The organism is Amycolatopsis sp. NPDC051128 (assembly GCF_040682715.1).
In the GTDB taxonomy this organism is placed as follows: domain Bacteria; phylum Actinomycetota; class Actinomycetes; order Mycobacteriales; family Pseudonocardiaceae; genus Amycolatopsis.
In genome coordinates this window covers 18856-38158 of record NZ_JBFBBN010000023.1, presented here as the reverse complement: position 1 = coordinate 38158, position 19303 = coordinate 18856, and the positions used below count along the sequence as shown (strand labels likewise).

Below are 19303 nucleotides of genomic sequence, written 5' to 3'. Positions count from 1 at the left end.
GGTTCGCGGCCGGAACAGGGGTTCCGGACCCCTACCGCCGCATTGCCGGGTCGGCCGGACGGCGCGCCGCCACTACCTTTTCCCTAGCAGCAGGTTTTCCGCCCCCGGCATCGGAGAGTGCGTTGTGCGCGTCATGTTGATGGTCTTCCCGACGAGGACGCACGTCTACAGCATGGCCCCGGTCGGCTGGGCGCTGGCCGCCGCCGGGCACGAGGTGCGGTTCGTCGGCCGGCGCAATCCCCGTGAGGTCCTGCCGTTCGCCGAGACCGGCCTCGACGCGATGTGGCTCGGCGACGACTTCGACATCGCCAACCACCGGCGGGTCAGCCTCGACAACGACGACTCCATGCACGGCGAGCACCAGCTCTCCGAAACCCGTCCGGAACGCTACACCGAGGAGTACGTGCGCACCGTCTACGACGGCTGGGTCGACGTCTTTCGGTGGAACACGCCGGAAGCGCTGCTCACCGAGCTCGTCCGGTTCGCCCGGCAGTGGCAGCCGGACCTCGTCGTGTGGGACCCGATGGTCTACGCCGCGCCGATCGTCGCGCAGGCGGTCGGCGTCCCGCACCTGCGGATGATGTACGCGGCGGACCAGACGGCGCGCATCGGCGCGCAGTACCGGGACCTCCGCGCGAGCCTGCCCGAGGACACCAGCCCGGACCCGTTCGTGGAGTGGATGACGGCCGAGGTGGGCCGCTTCGGCGCGGACTACGACGAGACCTTGCGCTACGGCGTCAAGACCATCGACTGCCACCCGTCCTACCTGCGTTACGACGGCGTCGACGTCGACTACCTGCCGGCGCGGTTCGTGCCGTTGAACAAGCCGATGGCGCTCCCGCGCTGGGTGGTCGAAACCCCGTCGCGCCCGCGCGTGCTGCTGACACTGGGCATCTCCAACCGGCAGACGCTCGGCGAAGAGGAGACCTCGGTCTCCGCGCTGCTCGACGGGCTTTCCGACCTCGACGTCGAAGTGATCGCGACGCTCAACGCGGAGCAGCTCGCGTCGGTGGACAAGGTCCCGGACAACGTGCGCGCGGTGGACTTCGTGCCGATGAACGAGCTGCTCGCGAGCTGTTCGGCCATCGTGCACCAGGGCGGCGGCGCGACGATCGGCAACGCGGTGGTCAACGGCGTCCCCCAGCTCGTGATCCCGGGCACCACGTGGAGCGAGCGGGTGTCCGCGATCGCCCAGGTGAAGCGCGGCAACGGCCTGATGGTGGACCTCGAGGACGTCACCCCCGAGACCGTCCGAAGCGGACTGGAGCGGCTGCTGGACGAACCGTCCTTCCGCGACTGCGCGCTCGAGGTCCGGGACGAGATGCTGGCCACTCCGACGCTGGACGACCTCGTGCCGGAGCTCGAGCGGATCGCGCGACGCCGGTGACGCGGCGACCGCGCGTCGTCCGCACGATCGGCTTCCTCGTCTCGAGCTTCCCGCTCCGGCTCGTCACGTTCGTGCTCGTGCTCTCCACGACCGTGCTCGGCATCGCCACCACCATGCTGTGGATCGGCATCCCGATCCTGATCTGCGCGACCTCGCTGACCCGCGGCCTGGCCGACCTGGAGCGCGGCTGGGTGCGCACCATGCTCGACGTCGACATCCCGGCGCCCCGCCGGCTGCCGCACGGCGCCGGGCTGCTGCAGACCTGGCAGATCCGGCTCGTGGACCCGATCACGTGGCGCGAGCTGAACTACGCGCTGCTCGCGCTCCCGCTGGGGATCGTCGAATTCGTAGCCGGGATCGTGTCCGTGGCCGTGCCGCCGTTCGGCATCTTCGTGGCGCCGCGGATCGGGGCGTTGCACGGCGCGTTGACGCTGTCGATGCTCGGGCCGGGCCGGACGGCGCAGCTGGAGGCCCGCACCCGGCAGCTGAAGGACTCGCGGGCCCGCGGCGTCGACGCCGTGGAGGCCGAGCGCAAGCGCATCGAGCGCGACCTGCACGACGGGGCGCAGCAGCGGCTGGTGGCCGTCGCGATGAGCCTGGGCCGGGCGCAGCTGAAGCTCGACATGAACAATCCCGCCGACGCCGCGGCCGCACGCGACCTGATCGGCGCGGCCCACGCCGACGCGAAGATCGCCGTGTCCGAGCTGCGCGACCTCGCCCGCGGGATCTACTCGCCGGTGCTGCAGGACCGTGGCCTGGACGCCGCGCTGTCCGCGCTGACCGCGCGCATGCCGATCCACGTGGACGTCGAGGTGACGGTGGAGCCCCGCCCACCCGCGCCCGTGGAGACCACGACGTACTTCATCGTCAGCGAAACCCTCACCAACATCGCCAAGCACGCGGGCGCGGACCGCGCGTCGGTGCGCGTGACCCGCGATGACGACACCGTGGTCGTGGAGATCATCGACAACGGTCACGGCGGCGCGTCCGTGCGTCCCGGTGGCGGACTGGCCGGCCTCGCCGACCGGGCCGCCACCATCGACGGTGTGCTCACCGTGGTCAGCCCGGTGGGCGGCCCCACGGTGGTGCGCGCCGACCTTCCCGTCCGCTGGTGAGCTCGCCGAATACTCAGGAGCTGCGAAATGCGTGTGGTGATCGCCGAAGACTCCGTGCTGCTGCGCGCCGGTGTGCAGAGCCTGCTCGCCGACGTCGGCATCGAGACCGCGGCCGCCGTCGCCAACGGCGACGACCTGCTCGTCGCCATCCGCGAGCACCGGCCGGACCTGGTCATCGCGGACGTCCGGATGCCCCCGACGTTCACGGACGAGGGCCTGCGCGCGGCACTGGCCGCACGCAAGGAGATCCCGGGCCTGCCGGTGCTGGTGGTGTCGCAGTACGTGGAGGGCAGCTACGCCGTGGACCTGATCGCGGAGGGCACGTCCGGGGTCGGCTACCTGCTGAAGGAACGCGTCGCCGACGTCGCCGACTTCCTCGAGGCCGTCCGGCGCGTGGCCGGCGGTGGCTCCGCGATCGACCCCGACGTCGTCGCCCAGATGCTCGCCCGCAGCCGCCGCGACCCGCTCGCCGCCCTCACTGCCCGCGAAACGGAGGTGCTGGGCCTGATGGCGCAAGGACTGTCGAACGCGGCCATCGCGAAGAACCTGGTGGTGACCCAGGGCGCGGTGGAGAACCACATCAGCAACATCTTCGCGAAGCTCGGCCTGGAGGCCAGCCGGGACGAGAACCGCCGCATCCGCGCGGTACTGACCTATTTGGACAGCACCGCCGTGCGCGCCTGAACGCGTTGGCTCAGCGGAGGGTGCGCCAGCTCGTCGCCGGCTGGAACCGGGGCGGGCGGCGCGGGGCCACCGCCGGCGCGGGTTCGGGCGGCTTCGCCGCCGCGCCGATCGCGGACAGGACCGCGATCAGCGCCGCCAGCTCGGTCTCGTCCGGCGCGCCGCTCAGGACGCGCACCACCGGGTCGCCCATCAGACCGGCGGGTTCCCGTGCTTGCGCGCCGGGATGTCGGCGTGCTTGGTGCGGAGCATCGCGAGCGAGCGGATCAGCAGCCGGCGTGTCTCGCCCGGCTCGATCACGTCGTCCACGAGGCCGCGCTCGGCCGCGTAGTACGGGTGCATCAGCTCGGTCCGGTACTCCTTGATCTTCAGTGCGCGCAGGGCTTCCGGATCGTCGGCCGCGTTGATCTCGCGGCGGAAGATCACGTTCGCCGCGCCCTCGGCGCCCATCACGGCGATCTCGTTGGTGGGCCACGCCAGGGAGACGTCGGTGCCGATCGACCGCGAGTCCATCACGATGTACGCGCCGCCGTACGCCTTGCGCAGGATCACCTGCACCCGCGGCACCGTGGCGTTGCAGTAGGCGTAGAGCAGTTTCGCGCCGTGCCGGATGATGCCGCCGTGCTCCTGGTCGACGCCGGGCAGGAAGCCGGGGACGTCCACCAGCGTCACGAGCGGGATGTTGAACGCGTCGCAGGTCTGCACGAACCGGGCGGCCTTCTCGCTCGCTTCGATGTCGAGCACCCCGGCGAGGACGGCGGGCTGGTTCGCGACGATGCCCACGACGTGGCCGTCGAGGCGGGCGAGCGCGCACACGACGTTGGCCGCCCAGCCGGCGTGCACCTGGAGGAACTCGCCGTCGTCCACGATTTCCGCGAGCACGCCGCACATGTCGTAGGCGCGGGCGGAGTCGGTGGGCACGAGGTCGAGCAGCCGGTCGGTGCGGCGGTCGGCCGGGTCGTCGGCGGGCACGTGCGGCGGGGCCTCGTTGTTGTTGGCCGGCAGCAGGGAAAGCAGGTACCGGACGTCTTCCAGGCAGGTCGCTTCGTCGTCGTAGACGAACGCCGCGACGCCGGAGGTCGCCGCGTGCACGTCGGCGCCGCCGAGGCCGTTCTGCGTGATCTCCTCGCCCGTCACCGCCTGCACGACGTCGGGTCCGGTGATGAACATCTGCGACGTCTCGCGGACCATGAACACGAAGTCGGTCAACGCCGGCGAGTACGCCGCGCCGCCCGCGCACGGGCCGAGCATCACGGAGATCTGCGGGATGACCCCGGAACAGCGGGTGTTGCGCCGGAAGATGCCGCCGTACCCGGCGAGCGCCGTGACGCCCTCCTGGATCCGCGCCCCGGCGCCGTCGTTGAGCGAAACCAGCGGCGCGCCCGCGGCTTCGGCGAGGTCCATCACCTTGTGGATCTTCTGCGCGTGCGCCTCGCCGAGCGCACCGCCGAAGATCCGGAAGTCGTGGGCGTAGACGAAGACCGTCCGGCCGTGCACGGTGCCCCAGCCGCAGACGACGCCGTCGGAGTACGGGCGGCGCTGCTCGAGGCCGAACCCGGTGGCCCGGTGCCGGCGCAGCGCCTCGAGCTCGGTGAACGAGCCCGGGTCGAGGAGCAGTTCGATCCGCTCGTGCGCGGTCAGCTTGCCGCGCTCATGCTGCCGCCGCGTCGCCGCGTCATCGGGCCCGCGGCGGGCGGCGTCCTTGATCTCCCGCAGTTCGCCGAGCCGGTTGCCGAACGCGGCCGGTGCCTCAGACATGAGCGGCTCCCCGGTCGAGGAGGCCGTCCGCCAGCCGCCGCAGGATCACGTCCTGGTGGCGGGTCAGGAAGAAGTGGCCACCCGCCAGCGTCACCAGCTCGAAGCCGCCGTTGGTGTGGTCCTCCCACGAAGCGACCTCGTCCACCGAGGCCACCGGGTCGTCGGTGCCGGTGAAGGCCACGATCGGCGCGTCCAAGGGCTTGCCCGGGGTGTGCCGGTAGGTCTCGACGGCCCGGTAGTCGTTGCGCACCACCGGCAGGATCATCCGGACGACGTCCTCGTCCCCGAGCAGGTCCATCTCGGTGCCACTCAACCGCCGCAGCTCGGCGAGCACACCGTCGTCGGTCCGGGTGTGCACGCTCTCGTCCCGCACCCGCGAAGGCGCGCGCCGCCCGGAGACGAACAGCGCCGCGACCGGCGTCCCGGCCTGCTCGAGCCGTCGGGCCGTCTCGTAGGCGACCATCGCGCCCATGCTGTGCCCGAACAGCGCGAGCGGCCGGTCGGTCTTGTCCCGCAACAGCTCGGCGACCCGGTCGGCGATGGCGCCGATGGACGTCAGGAACGGCTCGTGCCGCCGGTCCTGGCGACCCGGGTACTGGACGGCCGAGACCTCGATGTCCGGTGCCAGTGCCTTCGCCACCGGGAAGTAGAAGGTGGCCGAGCCGCCGGCGTGCGGCAGGCAGACCAGCCGCGCCTTCGCCTCGGGCGACGCGGCGAACCGGCGGAACCAGTTCTCCTCGGCGTTGTCCACGTGGGCGACCATGTCGTCCACCGCCTTTCCGTGTCTCTCGGGGCCTCCACCGGCCAAGGTAGCCAGCCGGAGATCGGGCCAACGACCCCTAGCGCCCCCTAAGCTGGTCCGTCCACACTGGACCGACTTGCCGATGCGCCGGGGCCGGGGCCAAGCGCCCCAATGTGGCATTGGTTGCGTCCAACGCACCCAATGTGGCGTTCGGTGCATCCAACGCACCCAATGTGGCATTCGGTGCATCCAACGCACCCAATGTGGCATTCGGTGCGTCCAACGCACCCAATGTGGCATTCGGTGCGTCCAACGCACCCAACGCCACATTGGGGCGCAACCCCGGGCCCCTGTCAACGAGCCTCGGACGCGCGACACTGGCGCCGGAGACTCAGGCGCCGGGGAGGCTGCGGCCGAGGAGGGCGAGCAGGCGGTCCCAGTGGCATAGCGCTTCGGACTCGGGCCGAGGACCGGTGTCAGGGCCGTGTCAGGTGGGTGTCAGGTCCGGCGGCGATCGTGGCGACAGCACCACCGCCACGAGAGGAAACCCGATGAGTCACCCCGTCCCGCACGGCCTGCCCATGGAACGCGATGCGGGCCCCTTCGAGCCGCCCCGCGAAATCACCCGGCTGCGCGAGGCCCGCCCGGTCAGCCCGCTGGTCTTCCCCGACGGTCACGAGGGCTGGCTCGTCACCGGCTACGACGCCGTCCGGCAGCTCATGGCCGACACCCGGTTCAGCTCCCGCCTGGACCTCGACGTCCTCCACACGCCCTACGAGACCCCCGGCATGCCCGCCGCCACCGAGCCGTCCCCGCAGCTGCCGGGCGTGTTCGTCGCCATGGACCCGCCGGACCACACCCGGCTGCGGCGCCGGCTCACCGGCGCCTTCACCGTCAAGCGCATGAAGATGCTCGAAGAGCGCATCGTCGAAATCACCGAACGGCAGCTCGACGAGGTGGCGCGCCTGACCCCGCCGATCGACCTGGTCGAGGAGTTCGCGCTGCCGGTGCCCTCGCTGGTGATCTGCGAACTGCTCGGCGTCCCCTACGCGGACCGGGCGGACTTCCAGGCCAACTCGGCCCAGTTCATGGTCAAGGACCAGCCGCTCGAGACGAAGATGGGCGCGTATCTGGCCCTGAACACCTACCTCGCCGAACTGGTCACGCGCAAACGCGCCGAACCCGGCGACGACATCCTCTCCGACCTGGCCCGCCAGGACGACCTCACCATCGAAGAGCTGACCGGCGTCGCGTTCCTGCTGCTGCTCGCCGGGCACGAGACCACCGCCAACATGCTGGCGCTGGGCACCTTCGCGCTCCTGGAGCACCCCGGGCAGCTGGCCCAGCTGCGCGACGACCCGGACCTGATGCCCAACGCGGTCGAGGAGCTCCTGCGCTACCTGTCCGTCGCCGACATCTTCTACCGCTACGCCACGGAAGACCTCGAACTCGGCGGGGAAACGATCGCCAAGGGATCGACCGTCGTCGTCTCGCTGCTGGCCGCCAACCACGACCCCCGGCGCTTCGAGAACGCCGGCACCCTGGACATCCACCGCAAGGCCCGCGGCCTCCTGTCCTTCGGCCACGGCATCCACCAGTGCCTCGGCCAGCAGCTGGCCCGCATCGAGATGCGCGCCGGGTTCGAGGGACTGCTGCGGCGCTTCCCGGATCTCGCGCTCGCCGTCCCCGCCGGCGACGTCAAGCTCAGGACGGACATGAACATCTACGGCGTCCACGCACTGCCGGTCACCTGGACGGAGCCGGTCGAATGAGTACCCCGGCGATCGAGGTTTCGGGACTGCGGAAGGCGTTCGGGGACAAGGTCGTGCTGGACGGCATCGACCTGGACGTCCGCGCGGGTACGGTCTTCTCCCTGCTCGGCCCGAACGGGGCGGGCAAGACGACGACGGTGAACGTGCTCACCACGTTGGCGCGGGCCGACGGCGGGACGGTCCGCGTGGCCGGGCACGACCTCGCGACCGACGCCAAGGCGGTGCGCGCCGCGATCGGCGTCACCGGTCAGTTCGCGGCGGTGGACGAACTGCTGACGGGCCAGGAGAACCTGCAGCTGATGGTGGACCTGGGCCGGGTGCCCGCCAAGGACGGCCGCCGGGTCGTCACGGACCTGCTGGAGCGGTTCGATCTGGCCGGCTCGGCGCACAAGGCCGCGTCGACCTACTCCGGCGGCATGCGCCGGAAGCTGGACCTGGCGATGACGCTCGTCGGCAACCCGCGGATCATCTTCCTGGACGAGCCGACGACGGGCCTGGACCCGCGCAGCCGCCGCACGATGTGGTCGATCATCCGCGGGCTGGTGGCTGACGGCGTGACCATCTTCCTCACCACCCAGTACCTCGAGGAAGCCGACCAGCTCGCCGACCGGATCGCGGTGCTCGACCAGGGCCGCCTGGTCGCCGAGGGCACCCCGGACGAGCTCAAGCGCCGGCTCCCCGGCACGCACGTCCGGCTCCGGTTCACCACCGCCGCCGAACTCGACGCGGCCGCGCGGGTCCTCACCGGATCGACGCGGGACGACGAAGCGCTGGCCCTGCGGGTCCCCGGCGACGGCGGGACGAAATCACTGCGGGCCCTGCTGGACCGGCTCGACGAGTACGCGATCAGCGCCGAAGGGTTCTCCGTGCACACCCCCGACCTCGACGACGTCTTCCTCGCCCTGACGGGCCACGGCACGGAGGTGGCCGCGAAATGAGCGCCAAGTCCCCCTCGCTGGTCATGCTGCGGCGCAACTTCAAGCACATCGCCCGGAACCCGACCTCGGTGTTCAACGCGGTCCTGATGCCGGTCGTGGTCATGCTGATGTTCGTGTACATGCTCGGAGACGCGTTCGCCGTCGGCCAGAACTACGTCGACTACGCGACGCCGGGCCTGATGCTGCTGGCCGTCTGCTACGGGCTGGGGTCCGTGGCGACGTCGGTGAACTCCGACATGACCAAGGGCGTCATCAACCGGTTCAAGGTCATGGACGTGCCGCGCGGCGCGGTGCTGACCGGCCACGTCATCGCCAGCGTGCTGACCAACCTGGTCGCCATCGGCGCGATCGTCGGGGTGGCGTTCCTGCTGGGCTTCAGCCCGGCGGCGGGTTTCCTCGGCTGGCTCGGCGTGGCCGGTGTGGTCGTGCTGCTCGGGGTCGCGACCGGCTGGCTCACGGTCGCGCTGGGACTGGCGGCGAAGTCCCCGGAGACGGCGGGCCTGGCTTCCGTGCCGCTGGTCATGCTGCCGTTCTTCAGCAGCGCGATCGTCCCGGCGGAGAAGATGGGGCCGGGGCTCCGGCAGTTCGCGGAGTACCAGCCCTTCACGCCGATCATCGAAACCCTGCGCGGGTTGCTCGCCGGCTCGCCGGCCGCGGGCGACGTGATCGCCGCCCTCGCCTGGTGCACCGGGATCGCGGTCGTCGGGTACGTCTGGGCGCGGTCCACGTTCAAGAAGCGAGCGTGACCTCGGCCAGCTCGCGCCAGTCCGCCCGCGCCCCCTCCTGAGCCGCCTCGGCGAACCTCTCGTCACCGAGGCGGCTCCGCGCGGCCTGCTCGATCCGGGCCACGTCCGGGTGGGAGCGATCCGGCAGCCCGCGCACGCCGGTGCTCGCCGCGAGCAGCCGCACGGCCTGCTCGTCCTGGTCGCGGCGCAGGGCCAGGTCCGCGATCCCGACGAGCGCCGTCGCGATCATGGGGGCGCTGCCGACCTCGGACGCCGCCTGGAAGGCCGCGACGCGGTGTTCCCGGGCTTCGTCGAGATCCTCGGCGAGGTAGCCGAGCAGGTCTTGTGCCGTCGCCCGCATGCCCGCCCGCTCGGCGGCGGTACCCAGCATGGCTTTCGCGATGTCGAGTTGCCGGTGCGCCTGCTCGGCGTCGCCGCTCCACCGGGCGAGTTCCGCCTTCGCCAGTGCCAGCTCGGTCAACGCCTCCGGCCAGGCGACTCGTTCCGCGCACCGCTGCGCTTCCGCCATGGCGGAAGCGCTCGACTCCTGGTCCCCCGCGAGCCAGTGCAACTGTGCCTGCCGCGAGCGCATCCGCACGACATCTTCGATGGCGCCGACCTCCGTGACGACCGCGATCGCGTGTTCGTAGTGTTCGCACGCACCGGCGAACTCGCCTCGCACGGCGATAAGATCCGCCAGCTCGGACCGGGCGAACGAAATCCCCCACCGTTCACCGAGCGCGCCGAATTCGGCGAGTGCGGTCTCGAGGTGCGAGTCCGCTTCCCGCCCTTCCGAGCCGGTCTGGACCCGCATCTTGCCGAGCTGCAGCCGGGCAAGGGCGCGTACCCACGGGTCCTCGTCGGTGACCAGCGGTTCCCACGCGGACAGGACCGCGTCCGGCGCCCGCAGCATGCGTTCCAGCGCGGCGACGAGCCCCACGGCCGGGTGGCGGCACCGGATCCGCCGGCTGATCTCGGCCACCTGGTGGATCCACTCCGCCGCCTGGCGCTGGTCGCTTTGCCGGCCGGAGGTCAGGAATCCCGTGACGAACGCGTACACCGTGGCCCGGATCTCGTCGGGCACCTCGCCGGGCACGGCGGTGGCCGCCATGATCAGCTCGCTGCCCTCGGTCTTGTGCCCGCCGAGCCACCAGTACCAGCCGGCGGCCGCCGCGAGCCGCATCGCGCCGGCCGCATCACCCGCGGCCAGCGCTCCGCGCATCGCGGCCGCGATGTTGTCATGCTCGGTCTCGAGGGCGGCGAGCCAGGCCAGCTGCTCGGCGCGGCGCAGGTGCGGGTCCGCGGTTTCGGCGAATTCGGTGAAGTACCCGAGATGCGCGTGGCGCACCGGATCCGTCTCCCCCGCCTCCTCGAGACGCTGCTCGGCGTACTCCTTGATCGTGCCGAGCATCCGGTAGCGCGGCGTGCCGTCGCCCGTCGCGACCACCAGCGACTTTTCGGTCAGCGCGGTCAGCAGCTCGAGCACTTCCCACGCCGCCACGTCGTCCCCCGCGCAGACCCGCTCGGCCGCTTCCAGGCTCGCCCCGCCCGTGAACACCGAAAGCCGGCGCAGGACCGTCCGTTCGGCGTCGGTGAGCAGCTCCCAGCTCCAGTCGACCACGGCGCGCAGCGTCTTGTGCCGCGGCAGGGCGGTCCGGCTGCCGCCGGTCAGCAGGCGGAACCGGTCGTCGAGCCGGGTGGCGAGCTGGTCCAGGGACATCGTGCGCAACCGGGCCGCGGCCAGCTCGATGGCCAGCGGCATCCCGTCCAGCGCCCGGCAGACGCGCGCCATCGTCGTCAGCGTGGCGGCGTCGGCCGCGAGATCCTGGCGCACCGCGCCCGCCCGGTCCCGCAGCAACCGGACCGCGGGAGAGGACTCGATCTCGGCGGGCCCGGCGTCCTCGTCCGGCACGGCCAGCGGCACGACCGGCCACAGCCTCTCCCCCGTGATGCCGAGCGGTTCCCTGCTGGTCGCCAGGATCCGCAGCCGTCGGCACTCCCCGAGCACGCGGTGGGCGAACGCCGCCGCCGGCTCGATCACGTGCTCGCAGTTGTCCAGGACGAGCAGCACCTCCCGCTCGCGGATCGCGGCGACGACCCGGTCCACCGGCTCCGCGTCCGGGTTCTCGCCGAGCAACGCGTCCCGCAGGTCGAGCGCGGCGAGCGTCGCCTGAGCCACGTCTCCGCCGGCGCCGATGGCGGCGAGCTCCACCAGCCAGGCCCCGTCCGGCAGGTCGCCGAGCAGCGTGCGCGCGGCTTCGGTGGCGAGCCGGGTCTTCCCCGACCCGCCCGGCCCGATCAGGGTGGTGAGCCGGTGCCCGGCGACGAGTTCGCGGACCGCGGCGACGTCGGCGTCCTTGCCGACGAAGCTGGTCAGCTCGGCCCGCAGGTTCGTCGTGCGGTTCTCCACCCGCCGTCCCAGCTCGCCCCGCAGCAGCGCGACGTGCACCGCGGACAGCTCCGGCGAGGGATCGACGCCCAGCGCGTCGGCCAGCGCTTCCCTCGTGCGCTGGTAGACCTGCAGCGCCTCGGTGTCGCGACCGGCCGCGGCCAGGGCGCGCATCAGCGGGGCGACGAGCCGTTCCCGCAGCGGGTGCGCGGCCACCAGGTCGGTCAGCTCCGTGACCAGCTCCGCACCGTGGCCGAGGGCGGTCTCCGCCTCGAACCGATCCTCCAGCGCGGCCAGGCGCAGCCCTTCGAGCCGGGTGACCGCCGCGTCGAACGCCTCGCTGTCCGGCAGGCCGACGTCCTGCATGGCCGCGCCACGCCACAGCCCCAGTGCCTCACGCAGCAGCTTCACCCGCTGCGAGTCCTCCCCACCTCGCGCCTGGCCGAGGAGGAGTTCGAACCGGACGGCGTCGACGGCGTCGGGCTCCACCCTCAGCAGGTAGCCGTCCGGACGGCCGTCGACCGCCCCGGCCGGCAACGCTTTCCGCAGCCGGGAAACCAAGCGCTGCAACGCGTTCGACGCGTCGGCGGGCGGGTGCTCACCCCAGATCCAGTCGACCAGCGCCGCCTTCGGGACCACGCGGCCGGGATCGAGCGCGAGGGCGGCCAGCAGCGCGCGCAACCGGGCGCCCGGCACGTCGGCGTGGCCGCCGTCGTCCGTGCGCACTTCGAATGGCCCCAGTATCCCGATCAGCACCCGGCCGATCTTGCCACGGATGAACGCCGGTCCGTGGCACGGTTGCCTTGACGTAGACGTCAAGGCCTACCTTCGCCGGCGACGGTGGCCGACGAGAGGACCTGCACAGTGAAGTCCCGCCCAGTGAAGTCCCGCCCAGTGGATTTCGGGATCAGTTACAGCACGCCCCACTTCGGCGTCGACCCCGATCGGATCATGCGGTTCGCGCGGGACGCGGAGGACTGCGGCTTCGAGTCGTTGTACCTGCCGGAGCACGTCGCGCTGTATCCCGGCGCGAAGATCGGGCCGATGGAGCTGCCTTCGTCGCTGCCCTACGCCGATCCGCTCGAGTGCCTGAGCTTCGTCGCCGCCGGTACGCGGCGCATCCTGCTCGGCACCGGTGTCCTGCTGCTGCCCTACCACCAGCCGGTCCTGCTCGCGAAACGGCTGGCGACGATCGACGTGCTGTCCGGCGGCCGCATGCGGTTGCTCACCGTCGGGGTCGGCGCGCTGCCCGGCGAGGCGCGGGCGGCGGGGGTCGGCTTCGCCACCCGTGGCCGCCGGGCGAACGAGGCGATCGACGTGCTGCGGCTGCTGTGGGCCGGCGGCGAGGACGGTGTCGATTTCGCCGGGGAGTTCTTCGCCTTCGAGGGCGTGTGCAGCTTCCCGAAGCCGGTCGGGCTCGGCGCCCTGCCGATTCACGTCGGTGGTTCCAGCGACGCGGCGGCGCGGCGGGCCGGCCGACGCGGGGACGGCTACTTCCCCGGCGGCCTGCTGACGCCGGAAGAACGCCGTCGCCAGTTCGAGCTCGCCCGGACCACGGCGGCCGAGGCGGGCCGGGACCCGGACGCGCTGCAGTACACCAGGTGGGGTTCCCTCGATCTGTCCGAAGAGGACGTCGAGGCGCTCGCGGAGCAGGGCGTCAGCCGCATCGTCGTGAGTCCCACCACCGCCGACCCCGCGCGGCAGCACGACGAAATGGCGGCGTTCGCCGAGCGGTTCGGCCTGACCTGAGCCGTCGCCGGCGGTAGTTAAGGATTCCTCTGCCGCGCAAGCGGTCAACGGAAGGCCGTGAATGGCACATCGAGGGACTCTATGTCCCTCAATGAGCCATTCACGGCCGTGGGCGAGCACGTGAAATCGGGCCAATCGGGCAGCTTGACAGCTCGCTGCCGAATGGCCGGCGAGCGATCGTGGAGATCCGGGGGTGAACCCGTGGTGAACCCGTGTCCGGCTTTCCCCGGCCCGTGGCGGCGTGCGCACAATGGCCCGGTGCTGACCCATGAACAAGTGAAGACCCACTGGTGGCGCGTGGCCCTGGTGGTGGCGGCGGTGGGCGTGGCCGCGTTCGCGCGGCACGACCCGTTCGCGGGGCTGTCCGGCCTGGTCCCGATCCTGGTCTGGTGCGGCGGGCCGGTGCGGTCGCGCAGGACCGGGATCGTCGTCGGGGTCGTGCTGCTCGTGCTGCTGGCGTGGTTCGTGGTGCCGCGTGAACTGGGCCTGGCCGGGCCGTGGGTGCCGGCGGCGATCGAGGTCTACTGGCTCCACACCACGCTGGCGGTGGCGGTGTGCGCGATCGGCGGACGCCGGCCGTCCGGCCGTCACGTGGCGCTGGTGGTCGCCGGGTTCGTCGTCACCGGCGGCGTCCTGTTCTCCGAATGGGAAACCCCGCCCGGGGACGAAGGCGTTTCGCCCGGCCCCGCGCAGCTGCGGGTCACCGAGTCCACGGCGTGCGGTTCCGGCGGCTGCTGGCGGGAACTGGAGGCCACCGGCGACCGGGCTCCCGAGGTGATGGCCGAATACCTCTTGGCCCGGAACTTCACGCCGGTGACCTCGCACCCGACCATCGGGGATCCCCAGTTCTGCCGAACCACGGGGCTCGTGGTGACCCACCGGCTCTGCGCGGGAATCGTGCCGCTCACCGCGAACTCGGTGCGCGTGATGGTGATCGTCGTCTGAGACGGGTGGCGCGGCGGAGGGCACCGCCGCGCCACCCCACGCCTCAGCCCGGGGCGACCGCCCGCCCGGTCTGCGGCGAAATCATGCCCGCGCACAACCCGCGGGCGGCCAGGGTCTGCGCGATCCGCGGGATCGCCGCCCGCGTGTTGGCCGGCCATTCGTGCATCAGGATGACCTGGCCGTTCGTGAGCCGGGCGTTGGCCTGGACGATCGCGTCCACGCTCGCGCCGTTCCAGTCCTGGGAGTCGACGTCCCAGATGATCTGGCGGAGACCGTACTTCGACGCGATCGCCTGCACCGTCGCGTTCGTTTCCCCGTACGGCGGCCGGAAGAGCCGGGGCGTTCCGCCGCCCGCCGCCGCGATGGCCTGCTGGGTGCGGGAGATTTCCGAGTCGGCTTGGGACTGGCTCAGCTGCGTCAGGTGCGGGTGGGTGTAGCTGTGGTTGCCGACCCACATGCCCGCGCTCACCTGAGCGCGGACCTGGGCCGGGTACGCCGCGGCGTACTGGCCCTCGTTGAACATCGTGGCCCGCAACCCGTTCTGGCGCAGCGCGGCCAGCAACGCGGGGGTGTTCCCCGAGGACGGCCCGTCGTCGAAGGTGAGACCGACGTACCCGCCACAGGCGGCGGCGTGCGCCGGAGTGACGGCGACGGTGCTCGCGACGGCCATCGCGGCCGCGGCCACCGCGGTGCTCCACCGTCGCATGGTCAGCCCACCGTCAGGTTGGAGTTCCCGCTGCTCTGGTACCCCTCGGTCGCGAGGATCATGTAGTAGTTGAAGCTGCCGAGCCGCATGTTGGACCGCGCCCACGCGTCGAAGTGGTTGCCGGTGGTGATGGTGCCGCCGGTCTTCCGCTGCTGCCGGACGCTCCAGTACTGGTTGAAGGTCTTGGTCCCCTCGACCGAAGGCGCGTTGTAGCGCGTCGTCTGGTAGATGTCGTAGGTGCCGCCGTCGCTGTTCACCGTGCCCTTGTACGTCCCGGTCGGCCGCCAGCTGCCCCAGTTGTCGACGATGTAGTACTCGACGAGCGGGTTGGACGTCCAGCCGTAGAGCGCCAGGTAGCTGTTGCCGGAGGGGTTGAAGCTGCCGGAGTAGTTCACGGTCCGCCGGCTGCCGTTGCTCCAGCCCTTGCCGGCGACGAAGTTGTTGACGTTGCTCCAGTTCGTCCGGTAGTTCCCGCCGGAACCGAGCGTCATGGAGACCGAGCCGCCACCGGCGCTCCAGAACGAGTAGTAGTACCCGTTGTTGTTCCCGGTCTGGTTGGTCGTGATGACAGTGTCGGCCCTGGCGACACCAGGCAGGAAGGTGGCGATCAGCGCGAGGGCCGCCCCACCGGCGAACACCCTGAAGCGATTCTTGGTGAGCATGCTTCCTCCTCGTCGAGGCTGGCAGGCGAGCCAGGATGGCGAAAGCATGCGTTCGACGCCGCCGGTGAGGCAATAACTTTCGGAAAGTTTCGGGAGTACGGAACAGATTCTCCGCCACCGGGCCCGCGGCAGCGGCTCGGCGTGGCCCACCGGCGGGTGCGGTGATCCCGCCGGAAACGGGCGCCTGGCCCGTTTCAGCGGAATTTCATCGGGCCCGGTTAACGTCCGCGCCATGAGTCCGGACGAGTTGTACCTGGCGGGGTACCGGCTGGAGTTCTCCGGTTCCGCCGGGGACCTGCCGGAGATCGAACGGCTCTACCGGCGCGCCGCCGCGGCCGGGTCGGTCGAGGCGATGGCCCGGGTCGGGCTGCTGGTCGAGGGGCGGACGCACGCCAAGTTCCGGTCGTCCCGCGGCAGCTCCGTCGACCTCGCCGAGGCCGGGGAGTGGTACCGCCGGGGCGCCCACTACGGGGACGCGAACGCGGCGTTCTTCCTGGGCCGCCTGTACGAGGAGAAACTCGGCGACCGGACGGCCGCCGAGCCCTGGTACCGCCAAGCCGCCCGCGGCGGCAGCGGCGACGCCCGGAAGCGGCTGGCCGAAGACCGGCTGGGCGCGACCTCCCGGGCACGACCCGGCGGTTCCCTCCGGCACCGAGCGTCGAACGGCGGCTGCGCGGTGCTGGCGGTGCTGCCGCTCCTGCTCGCCCTCGTCGTGCTGGTGACGAAGGTGGCCTGAGCGCGTCCGGGCGCCGGCCGAGGGGGACGGCGCCCGGACCACCCGCACTCCCGCATCCCGATCGCCTCCACCACCCGAGACCCTCAACCCGCCGCGGCCCGGAAGCTCGCGCGATAAGCCTGCGGGCTCGTCCCGACCCCCCGCTTGAACCGCTCCCGGAACGCCGTCGGCGACCCGAACCCGACGTCCGCCGCGATGCGGTCCACCGGGTCGCCGGTCGCCTCGAGCAGGTGCTGTGCCCGCCGCACCCGCGCGCGCAGCAGCCACTGCAGCGGCGTCGTCCCCGTCTGCTCGCGGAACCGCCGGTTGAGCGTGCGGGTGCTCATCCCCACCCGCGCCGCGATGCCGGCCAGCGTCAGCTCAAGAGCACAGTTCTCCTCCAGCCACGCCAGCACCGGCTCCAGTTCGGACCCGCGCGGCGTCGGCGGCGGGTCGTGGACGATGAACTGCGCCTGGCCGCCCTCGCGTTCCAGCGGCATCACCGACAGCCGGGCCGCGTCGGCGGCCACCGCGGAGCCGTGGTCGCGGCGGATCAGGTGGAGGCACAGGTCCAGGCCGGCCGCGGCGCCGGCGGAGGTGAGGAACTGGCCGTTGTCGACGTAGAGCACGTCCGGGTCGACCACGATCGACGGGTGCCGCCGGGCCAGTTCCGCCGCGGCCGCCCAGTGGGTCGTCGCGCGGAGGCCGTCGAGGAGCCCGGTCTCGGCGAGGACGAACGCGCCCGAGCAGATCGACGCGATCCGCGCGCCCCGCGCCGCCGCCGCCCGCACGGCGGCGAGGACGTCCCGGGGCACCGGCGGCGGGTTCTCCGCGCGGCCCGGCAGGATGATCGTGCCCGCTCCGGCCAGCCCCTCGAGCCCCCACGGCGGGCACAGCCGGAACGTCCCGGCGTCGAGTTCGCCGCCGGTGCCGCAGATCCGGACCTCGTAGGCGGGTTCGCCGCTCCCGAGCCGGGTCCGCGCGAACGTCTCGATGGGGGTCGCCAGGTCGAACGGGACGACCTTGTCCAGCGCGAGGACCGCCACGATGTGCATGGCACCACGATAGATCGTCCACTAAGGACGAAGGCTGCGCAGCATGAGGTCGGCGAAGTGCTCGCCCACCTGCTCCCCCGACAGCTCGCCGTCGGCGTGGTACCACATGCCGAGCCGGTGGATCGCGCCGAAGTGGTAGTTGATCACCAGGTCGGCGGGGACGTCGGCGCGGAACACCCCCGTTCGCTGCCCTTCGGCGACCAGGTCCCGCACCCGCTCGTGGTAGGTGCGCCGCTCGGCCCGCACCTGGACCTGCTTGGACTTCTCCAGCAGCGGGAACGACTGGAAGAACACGGTCGCCGCGTCGAGGTCGGCGATGCTGGTGACGACGACGTCGGCGATGATCGCGTGCAGCCGCTCCGGCAGCGGCAGGTCCGACTCGGCGATCGTCCGCATCCGCCGGGTCTGCATCCGCAGCATGCCCACGTAGATCTCGAAGAGCAGGTCGTCCTTGGACTCGAAGTAGTGGTAGAGGCCGCCTTTGGTGACGCCGGCCGCCTCGACGATCTCCCGGACCGTGGTCGCCTCGAAACCCTTCTCGGCGAACAGCCGGATCGCGGCCCGCACGACCTTCTCCCTGACCGTCATGTCGCCACCCTATGTGAGCGGGGAGGCCGGTCCGCGCGGTACCGCGGACCGGCCCCGCCTCACTTGCCCAGCAGGTTGACCTGGTCCGGGGTGGCGCGCTCCCCGGTGTACGGCGTGATCGCGCCGGTGCCCCGGTCGGTGACGGCCGGTGGCTGGATCACCGTCGTCGTGACGTCCGGGTTGATCTTGAACACGAACGCGCCGGTGTAGCCCGAGTGCGAGTCCTTCGAGAACCCGAACGGCGTCAGCCCGGGGCCCTTGAGGTCGCCGGAGCTCATCGCGTCGACGAGCTTCTGCCGCGTCGGGTCCGGCCCGGCGGCCTTCAGCGCCTGCGCGAACGTGAAGGCCTGCACCATCCCGAACATCACCGTGTTGGTCAACGGCTCCTTCGGGATGTACTTGTCGTGGATGCCCTTGAAGTAGGCGACCCACGGGTCCGACGTCAGGCCGACGTCGGGCAGGTAGCCGGTGCCGATCAGCCCGGCCAGCAGCTGCCCGCTGGAGACGCTGGCGCCGCCGCGCTTGGCGAAGTCCTGCAGCAGCCCGGAAAGCGTCGCGGGATCCGCGCCGATGCTGCTCACCACGAACTGCGGGTGGTAGCCGATCTTCGCCGCGGCCAGGATGGCGAGCGCGGTGAACGCCGGGATGCACGCGCAGACGACGACCTCGGCGCCCGCGCCCTTGAGCGCGGACAGCTGCGGCGTGACGTCGGTGTTGGCGCTGTCGTAGCCCTGCCGGACGACGGCCTGGTCCTTGACGAACTGGTCGAGCCCGGCCTGGGTGTCACGGCCGATGTCGTCGTTCTGCGTGAAGTAGCCGATCTTCTTGCCGGCGAAGGTGTCCTTGATGTACTTGCCCTGGATCTTGCCCTCGCGGGTGTAGTCCACCTGGTACCCGAAGGTCATCGGAGCCTTCCGCGGATTGTCCCAGGCGAGCGCGCCCGACGACACCAGCAGGTCCGGCACGCCTTCGGTGTTCAGGTAGTCGACCACCTTCGAGTGCGTCGGCGTGCCCAGCCCGCCGACGATCGCGAACACCTTGTCCTGCAGGACGAGCTTCTTCACCACCTCGACCGTCTTCGTCGGGTTGTAGCCGTCGTCCTCCACGCGGTAGTCGATCTTGCGGCCGTTGACGCCACCGCCGTCGTTGATCGCCTGGTACACCGCGCGGGCGCCGACGGAGATCTTGCTGTACCCGGGCGCGGCCGGGCCGGTGAGCGGCTGGTGGGTGCCGATGACGACGGTGTCCTTGGTGACGCCGACGGCCGAGTCGGCGGCCTGCGCGCCGCTGCCGTCACTCTCCCCCGCGCCGCCGCACGCGGTCAGCGCGAGGGCCGCGGCGAGGAATCCCGCGCCGATTCTGGTGCTTCTCATCGT

Annotated in this window: 18 protein-coding genes; 9 read left to right on the top strand and 9 right to left on the bottom strand. The window is 71.6% G+C overall.

From position 1 onward, the window contains the following. Nucleotides 1-133: 133 nt before the first annotated feature. Genes AB0M82_RS23415 through AB0M82_RS23405 form a run of 3 tightly spaced genes read left to right on the top strand, consistent with a single transcriptional unit; the run spans nucleotide 134 to nucleotide 3186 of the window. Entirely contained in the window at nucleotides 134-1387 is a 1254-nt protein-coding gene (locus tag AB0M82_RS23415; protein ID WP_364725372.1) for a nucleotide disphospho-sugar-binding domain-containing protein, read from the top strand. Next, a complete protein-coding gene (locus AB0M82_RS23410) occupies nucleotides 1384-2502 on the top strand; it encodes a sensor domain-containing protein (RefSeq protein ID WP_364725369.1) in 1119 nt (372 codons plus the stop codon). The genes AB0M82_RS23415 and AB0M82_RS23410 overlap by 4 nt, the downstream gene beginning before the upstream one ends. Nucleotides 2503-2529: 27 nt before the next feature. Next, nucleotides 2530-3186, top strand: a complete 657-nt coding sequence (locus AB0M82_RS23405) for a response regulator transcription factor (protein WP_364725366.1) — start codon at nucleotides 2530-2532, stop codon at nucleotides 3184-3186. A 10-nt stretch (nucleotides 3187-3196) separates the two neighbouring features. Here the strand turns inward: AB0M82_RS23405 and AB0M82_RS23400 are convergent, their stop codons facing one another. The 3 genes from AB0M82_RS23400 to AB0M82_RS23390 are packed head-to-tail and all read right to left on the bottom strand — an operon-like array spanning nucleotide 3197 to nucleotide 5704. After that, nucleotides 3197-3376, bottom strand: coding sequence for an acyl-CoA carboxylase subunit epsilon (locus AB0M82_RS23400; protein WP_364725363.1), 180 nt, complete (start codon nucleotides 3374-3376; stop codon nucleotides 3197-3199). Next, entirely contained in the window at nucleotides 3376-4941 is a 1566-nt protein-coding gene (locus AB0M82_RS23395; protein ID WP_364725360.1) for an acyl-CoA carboxylase subunit beta, read from the bottom strand. Before AB0M82_RS23395 ends, AB0M82_RS23400 begins: the two co-directional genes overlap by 1 nt. After that, nucleotides 4934-5704, bottom strand: coding sequence for an alpha/beta fold hydrolase (locus AB0M82_RS23390; RefSeq protein ID WP_364725503.1), 771 nt, complete (start codon nucleotides 5702-5704; stop codon nucleotides 4934-4936). The genes AB0M82_RS23395 and AB0M82_RS23390 overlap by 8 nt, the downstream gene beginning before the upstream one ends. 530 nt (nucleotides 5705-6234) lie before the next feature. On the opposite strand from AB0M82_RS23390, the gene AB0M82_RS23385 reads away from it, so the two are divergent. Genes AB0M82_RS23385 through AB0M82_RS23375 form a run of 3 tightly spaced genes read left to right on the top strand, consistent with a single transcriptional unit; the run spans nucleotide 6235 to nucleotide 9139 of the window. Continuing rightward, nucleotides 6235-7455, top strand: a complete 1221-nt coding sequence (locus AB0M82_RS23385; protein ID WP_364725357.1) for a cytochrome P450 — start codon at nucleotides 6235-6237, stop codon at nucleotides 7453-7455. Beyond that, on the top strand, nucleotides 7452-8393 hold the full coding sequence (locus AB0M82_RS23380) for an ATP-binding cassette domain-containing protein (RefSeq protein WP_364725354.1): 942 nt from the start codon (nucleotides 7452-7454) through the stop codon (nucleotides 8391-8393). Before AB0M82_RS23385 ends, AB0M82_RS23380 begins: the two co-directional genes overlap by 4 nt. After that, nucleotides 8390-9139 carry an ABC transporter permease gene (locus AB0M82_RS23375; protein WP_364725351.1) on the top strand — a complete coding sequence of 250 codons (750 nt, stop codon included), beginning with the start codon at nucleotides 8390-8392 and terminating at the stop codon, nucleotides 9137-9139. Before AB0M82_RS23380 ends, AB0M82_RS23375 begins: the two co-directional genes overlap by 4 nt. On the opposite strand, the gene AB0M82_RS23370 is transcribed toward AB0M82_RS23375, so the two are convergent. Continuing rightward, on the bottom strand, nucleotides 9123-12263 hold the full coding sequence (locus AB0M82_RS23370) for a BTAD domain-containing putative transcriptional regulator (RefSeq protein WP_364725348.1): 3141 nt from the start codon (nucleotides 12261-12263) through the stop codon (nucleotides 9123-9125). The genes AB0M82_RS23375 and AB0M82_RS23370 overlap by 17 nt on opposite strands. A gap of 108 nt (nucleotides 12264-12371) precedes the next feature. Between AB0M82_RS23370 and AB0M82_RS23365 the strand changes: the two genes are divergently transcribed. After that, complete coding sequence (locus tag AB0M82_RS23365; protein ID WP_364725345.1) at nucleotides 12372-13256, top strand: TIGR03619 family F420-dependent LLM class oxidoreductase; 885 nt, start codon at nucleotides 12372-12374, stop codon at nucleotides 13254-13256. Nucleotides 13257-13514: 258 nt separating this feature from the next. Continuing rightward, nucleotides 13515-14201, top strand: a complete 687-nt coding sequence (locus AB0M82_RS23360; protein ID WP_364725342.1) for a hypothetical protein — start codon at nucleotides 13515-13517, stop codon at nucleotides 14199-14201. A 43-nt stretch (nucleotides 14202-14244) separates the two neighbouring features. Here the strand turns inward: AB0M82_RS23360 and AB0M82_RS23355 are convergent, their stop codons facing one another. Both AB0M82_RS23355 and AB0M82_RS23350 read right to left on the bottom strand, forming a co-directional pair. Then, complete coding sequence (locus AB0M82_RS23355) at nucleotides 14245-14907, bottom strand: polysaccharide deacetylase family protein (protein WP_364725339.1); 663 nt, start codon at nucleotides 14905-14907, stop codon at nucleotides 14245-14247. A gap of 2 nt (nucleotides 14908-14909) precedes the next feature. After that, nucleotides 14910-15569, bottom strand: coding sequence for a glycoside hydrolase family 11 protein (locus AB0M82_RS23350; RefSeq protein WP_364725336.1), 660 nt, complete (start codon nucleotides 15567-15569; stop codon nucleotides 14910-14912). 232 nt (nucleotides 15570-15801) lie between these two features. On the opposite strand from AB0M82_RS23350, the gene AB0M82_RS23345 reads away from it, so the two are divergent. Continuing rightward, a complete protein-coding gene (locus tag AB0M82_RS23345) occupies nucleotides 15802-16305 on the top strand; it encodes a hypothetical protein (RefSeq protein WP_364725333.1) in 504 nt (167 codons plus the stop codon). Nucleotides 16306-16388: 83 nt separating this feature from the next. Here the strand turns inward: AB0M82_RS23345 and AB0M82_RS23340 are convergent, their stop codons facing one another. From AB0M82_RS23340 to AB0M82_RS23330, 3 genes are read right to left on the bottom strand one after another with little or no spacing between them, the layout of a single operon-like run. Next, the gene (locus AB0M82_RS23340; protein WP_364725330.1) at nucleotides 16389-17339 is read right to left on the bottom strand and encodes a helix-turn-helix domain-containing protein; all 951 of its coding nucleotides are present in this window, start codon (nucleotides 17337-17339) and stop codon (nucleotides 16389-16391) included. Between the two features lie 21 nt (nucleotides 17340-17360). Beyond that, nucleotides 17361-17927 carry a TetR/AcrR family transcriptional regulator gene (locus AB0M82_RS23335; protein WP_364725327.1) on the bottom strand — a complete coding sequence of 189 codons (567 nt, stop codon included), beginning with the start codon at nucleotides 17925-17927 and terminating at the stop codon, nucleotides 17361-17363. 59 nt (nucleotides 17928-17986) lie between these two features. Beyond that, the gene (locus tag AB0M82_RS23330) at nucleotides 17987-19300 is read right to left on the bottom strand and encodes an ABC transporter substrate-binding protein (protein ID WP_364725324.1); all 1314 of its coding nucleotides are present in this window, start codon (nucleotides 19298-19300) and stop codon (nucleotides 17987-17989) included. Between the last annotated feature and the right edge of the window lie 3 nt (nucleotides 19301-19303).

What these genes read in the sequence shown, in the direction of transcription:
- AB0M82_RS23415 (WP_364725372.1), top strand. Translation starts at nt 134, where the DNA reads ATGTTGATGGTCTTCCCGACGAGGACGCACGTCTACAGCATGGCCCCG.
- AB0M82_RS23405 (WP_364725366.1), top strand. Translation starts at nt 2,530, where the DNA reads ATGCGTGTGGTGATCGCCGAAGACTCCGTGCTGCTGCGCGCCGGTGTG.
- AB0M82_RS23400 (WP_364725363.1), bottom strand. Translation starts at nt 3,376, where the DNA reads ATGGGCGACCCGGTGGTGCGCGTCCTGAGCGGCGCGCCGGACGAGACC.
- AB0M82_RS23395 (WP_364725360.1), bottom strand. Translation starts at nt 4,941, where the DNA reads ATGTCTGAGGCACCGGCCGCGTTCGGCAACCGGCTCGGCGAACTGCGG.
- AB0M82_RS23390 (WP_364725503.1), bottom strand. Translation starts at nt 5,704, where the DNA reads ATGGTCGCCCACGTGGACAACGCCGAGGAGAACTGGTTCCGCCGGTTC.
- AB0M82_RS23385 (WP_364725357.1), top strand. Translation starts at nt 6,235, where the DNA reads ATGAGTCACCCCGTCCCGCACGGCCTGCCCATGGAACGCGATGCGGGC.
- AB0M82_RS23380 (WP_364725354.1), top strand. Translation starts at nt 7,452, where the DNA reads ATGAGTACCCCGGCGATCGAGGTTTCGGGACTGCGGAAGGCGTTCGGG.
- AB0M82_RS23375 (WP_364725351.1), top strand. Translation starts at nt 8,390, where the DNA reads ATGAGCGCCAAGTCCCCCTCGCTGGTCATGCTGCGGCGCAACTTCAAG.
- AB0M82_RS23355 (WP_364725339.1), bottom strand. Translation starts at nt 14,907, where the DNA reads ATGCGACGGTGGAGCACCGCGGTGGCCGCGGCCGCGATGGCCGTCGCG.
- AB0M82_RS23350 (WP_364725336.1), bottom strand. Translation starts at nt 15,569, where the DNA reads ATGCTCACCAAGAATCGCTTCAGGGTGTTCGCCGGTGGGGCGGCCCTC.
- AB0M82_RS23345 (WP_364725333.1), top strand. Translation starts at nt 15,802, where the DNA reads ATGAGTCCGGACGAGTTGTACCTGGCGGGGTACCGGCTGGAGTTCTCC.
- AB0M82_RS23340 (WP_364725330.1), bottom strand. Translation starts at nt 17,339, where the DNA reads ATGCACATCGTGGCGGTCCTCGCGCTGGACAAGGTCGTCCCGTTCGAC.
- AB0M82_RS23335 (WP_364725327.1), bottom strand. Translation starts at nt 17,927, where the DNA reads ATGACGGTCAGGGAGAAGGTCGTGCGGGCCGCGATCCGGCTGTTCGCC.
- AB0M82_RS23330 (WP_364725324.1), bottom strand. Translation starts at nt 19,300, where the DNA reads ATGAGAAGCACCAGAATCGGCGCGGGATTCCTCGCCGCGGCCCTCGCG.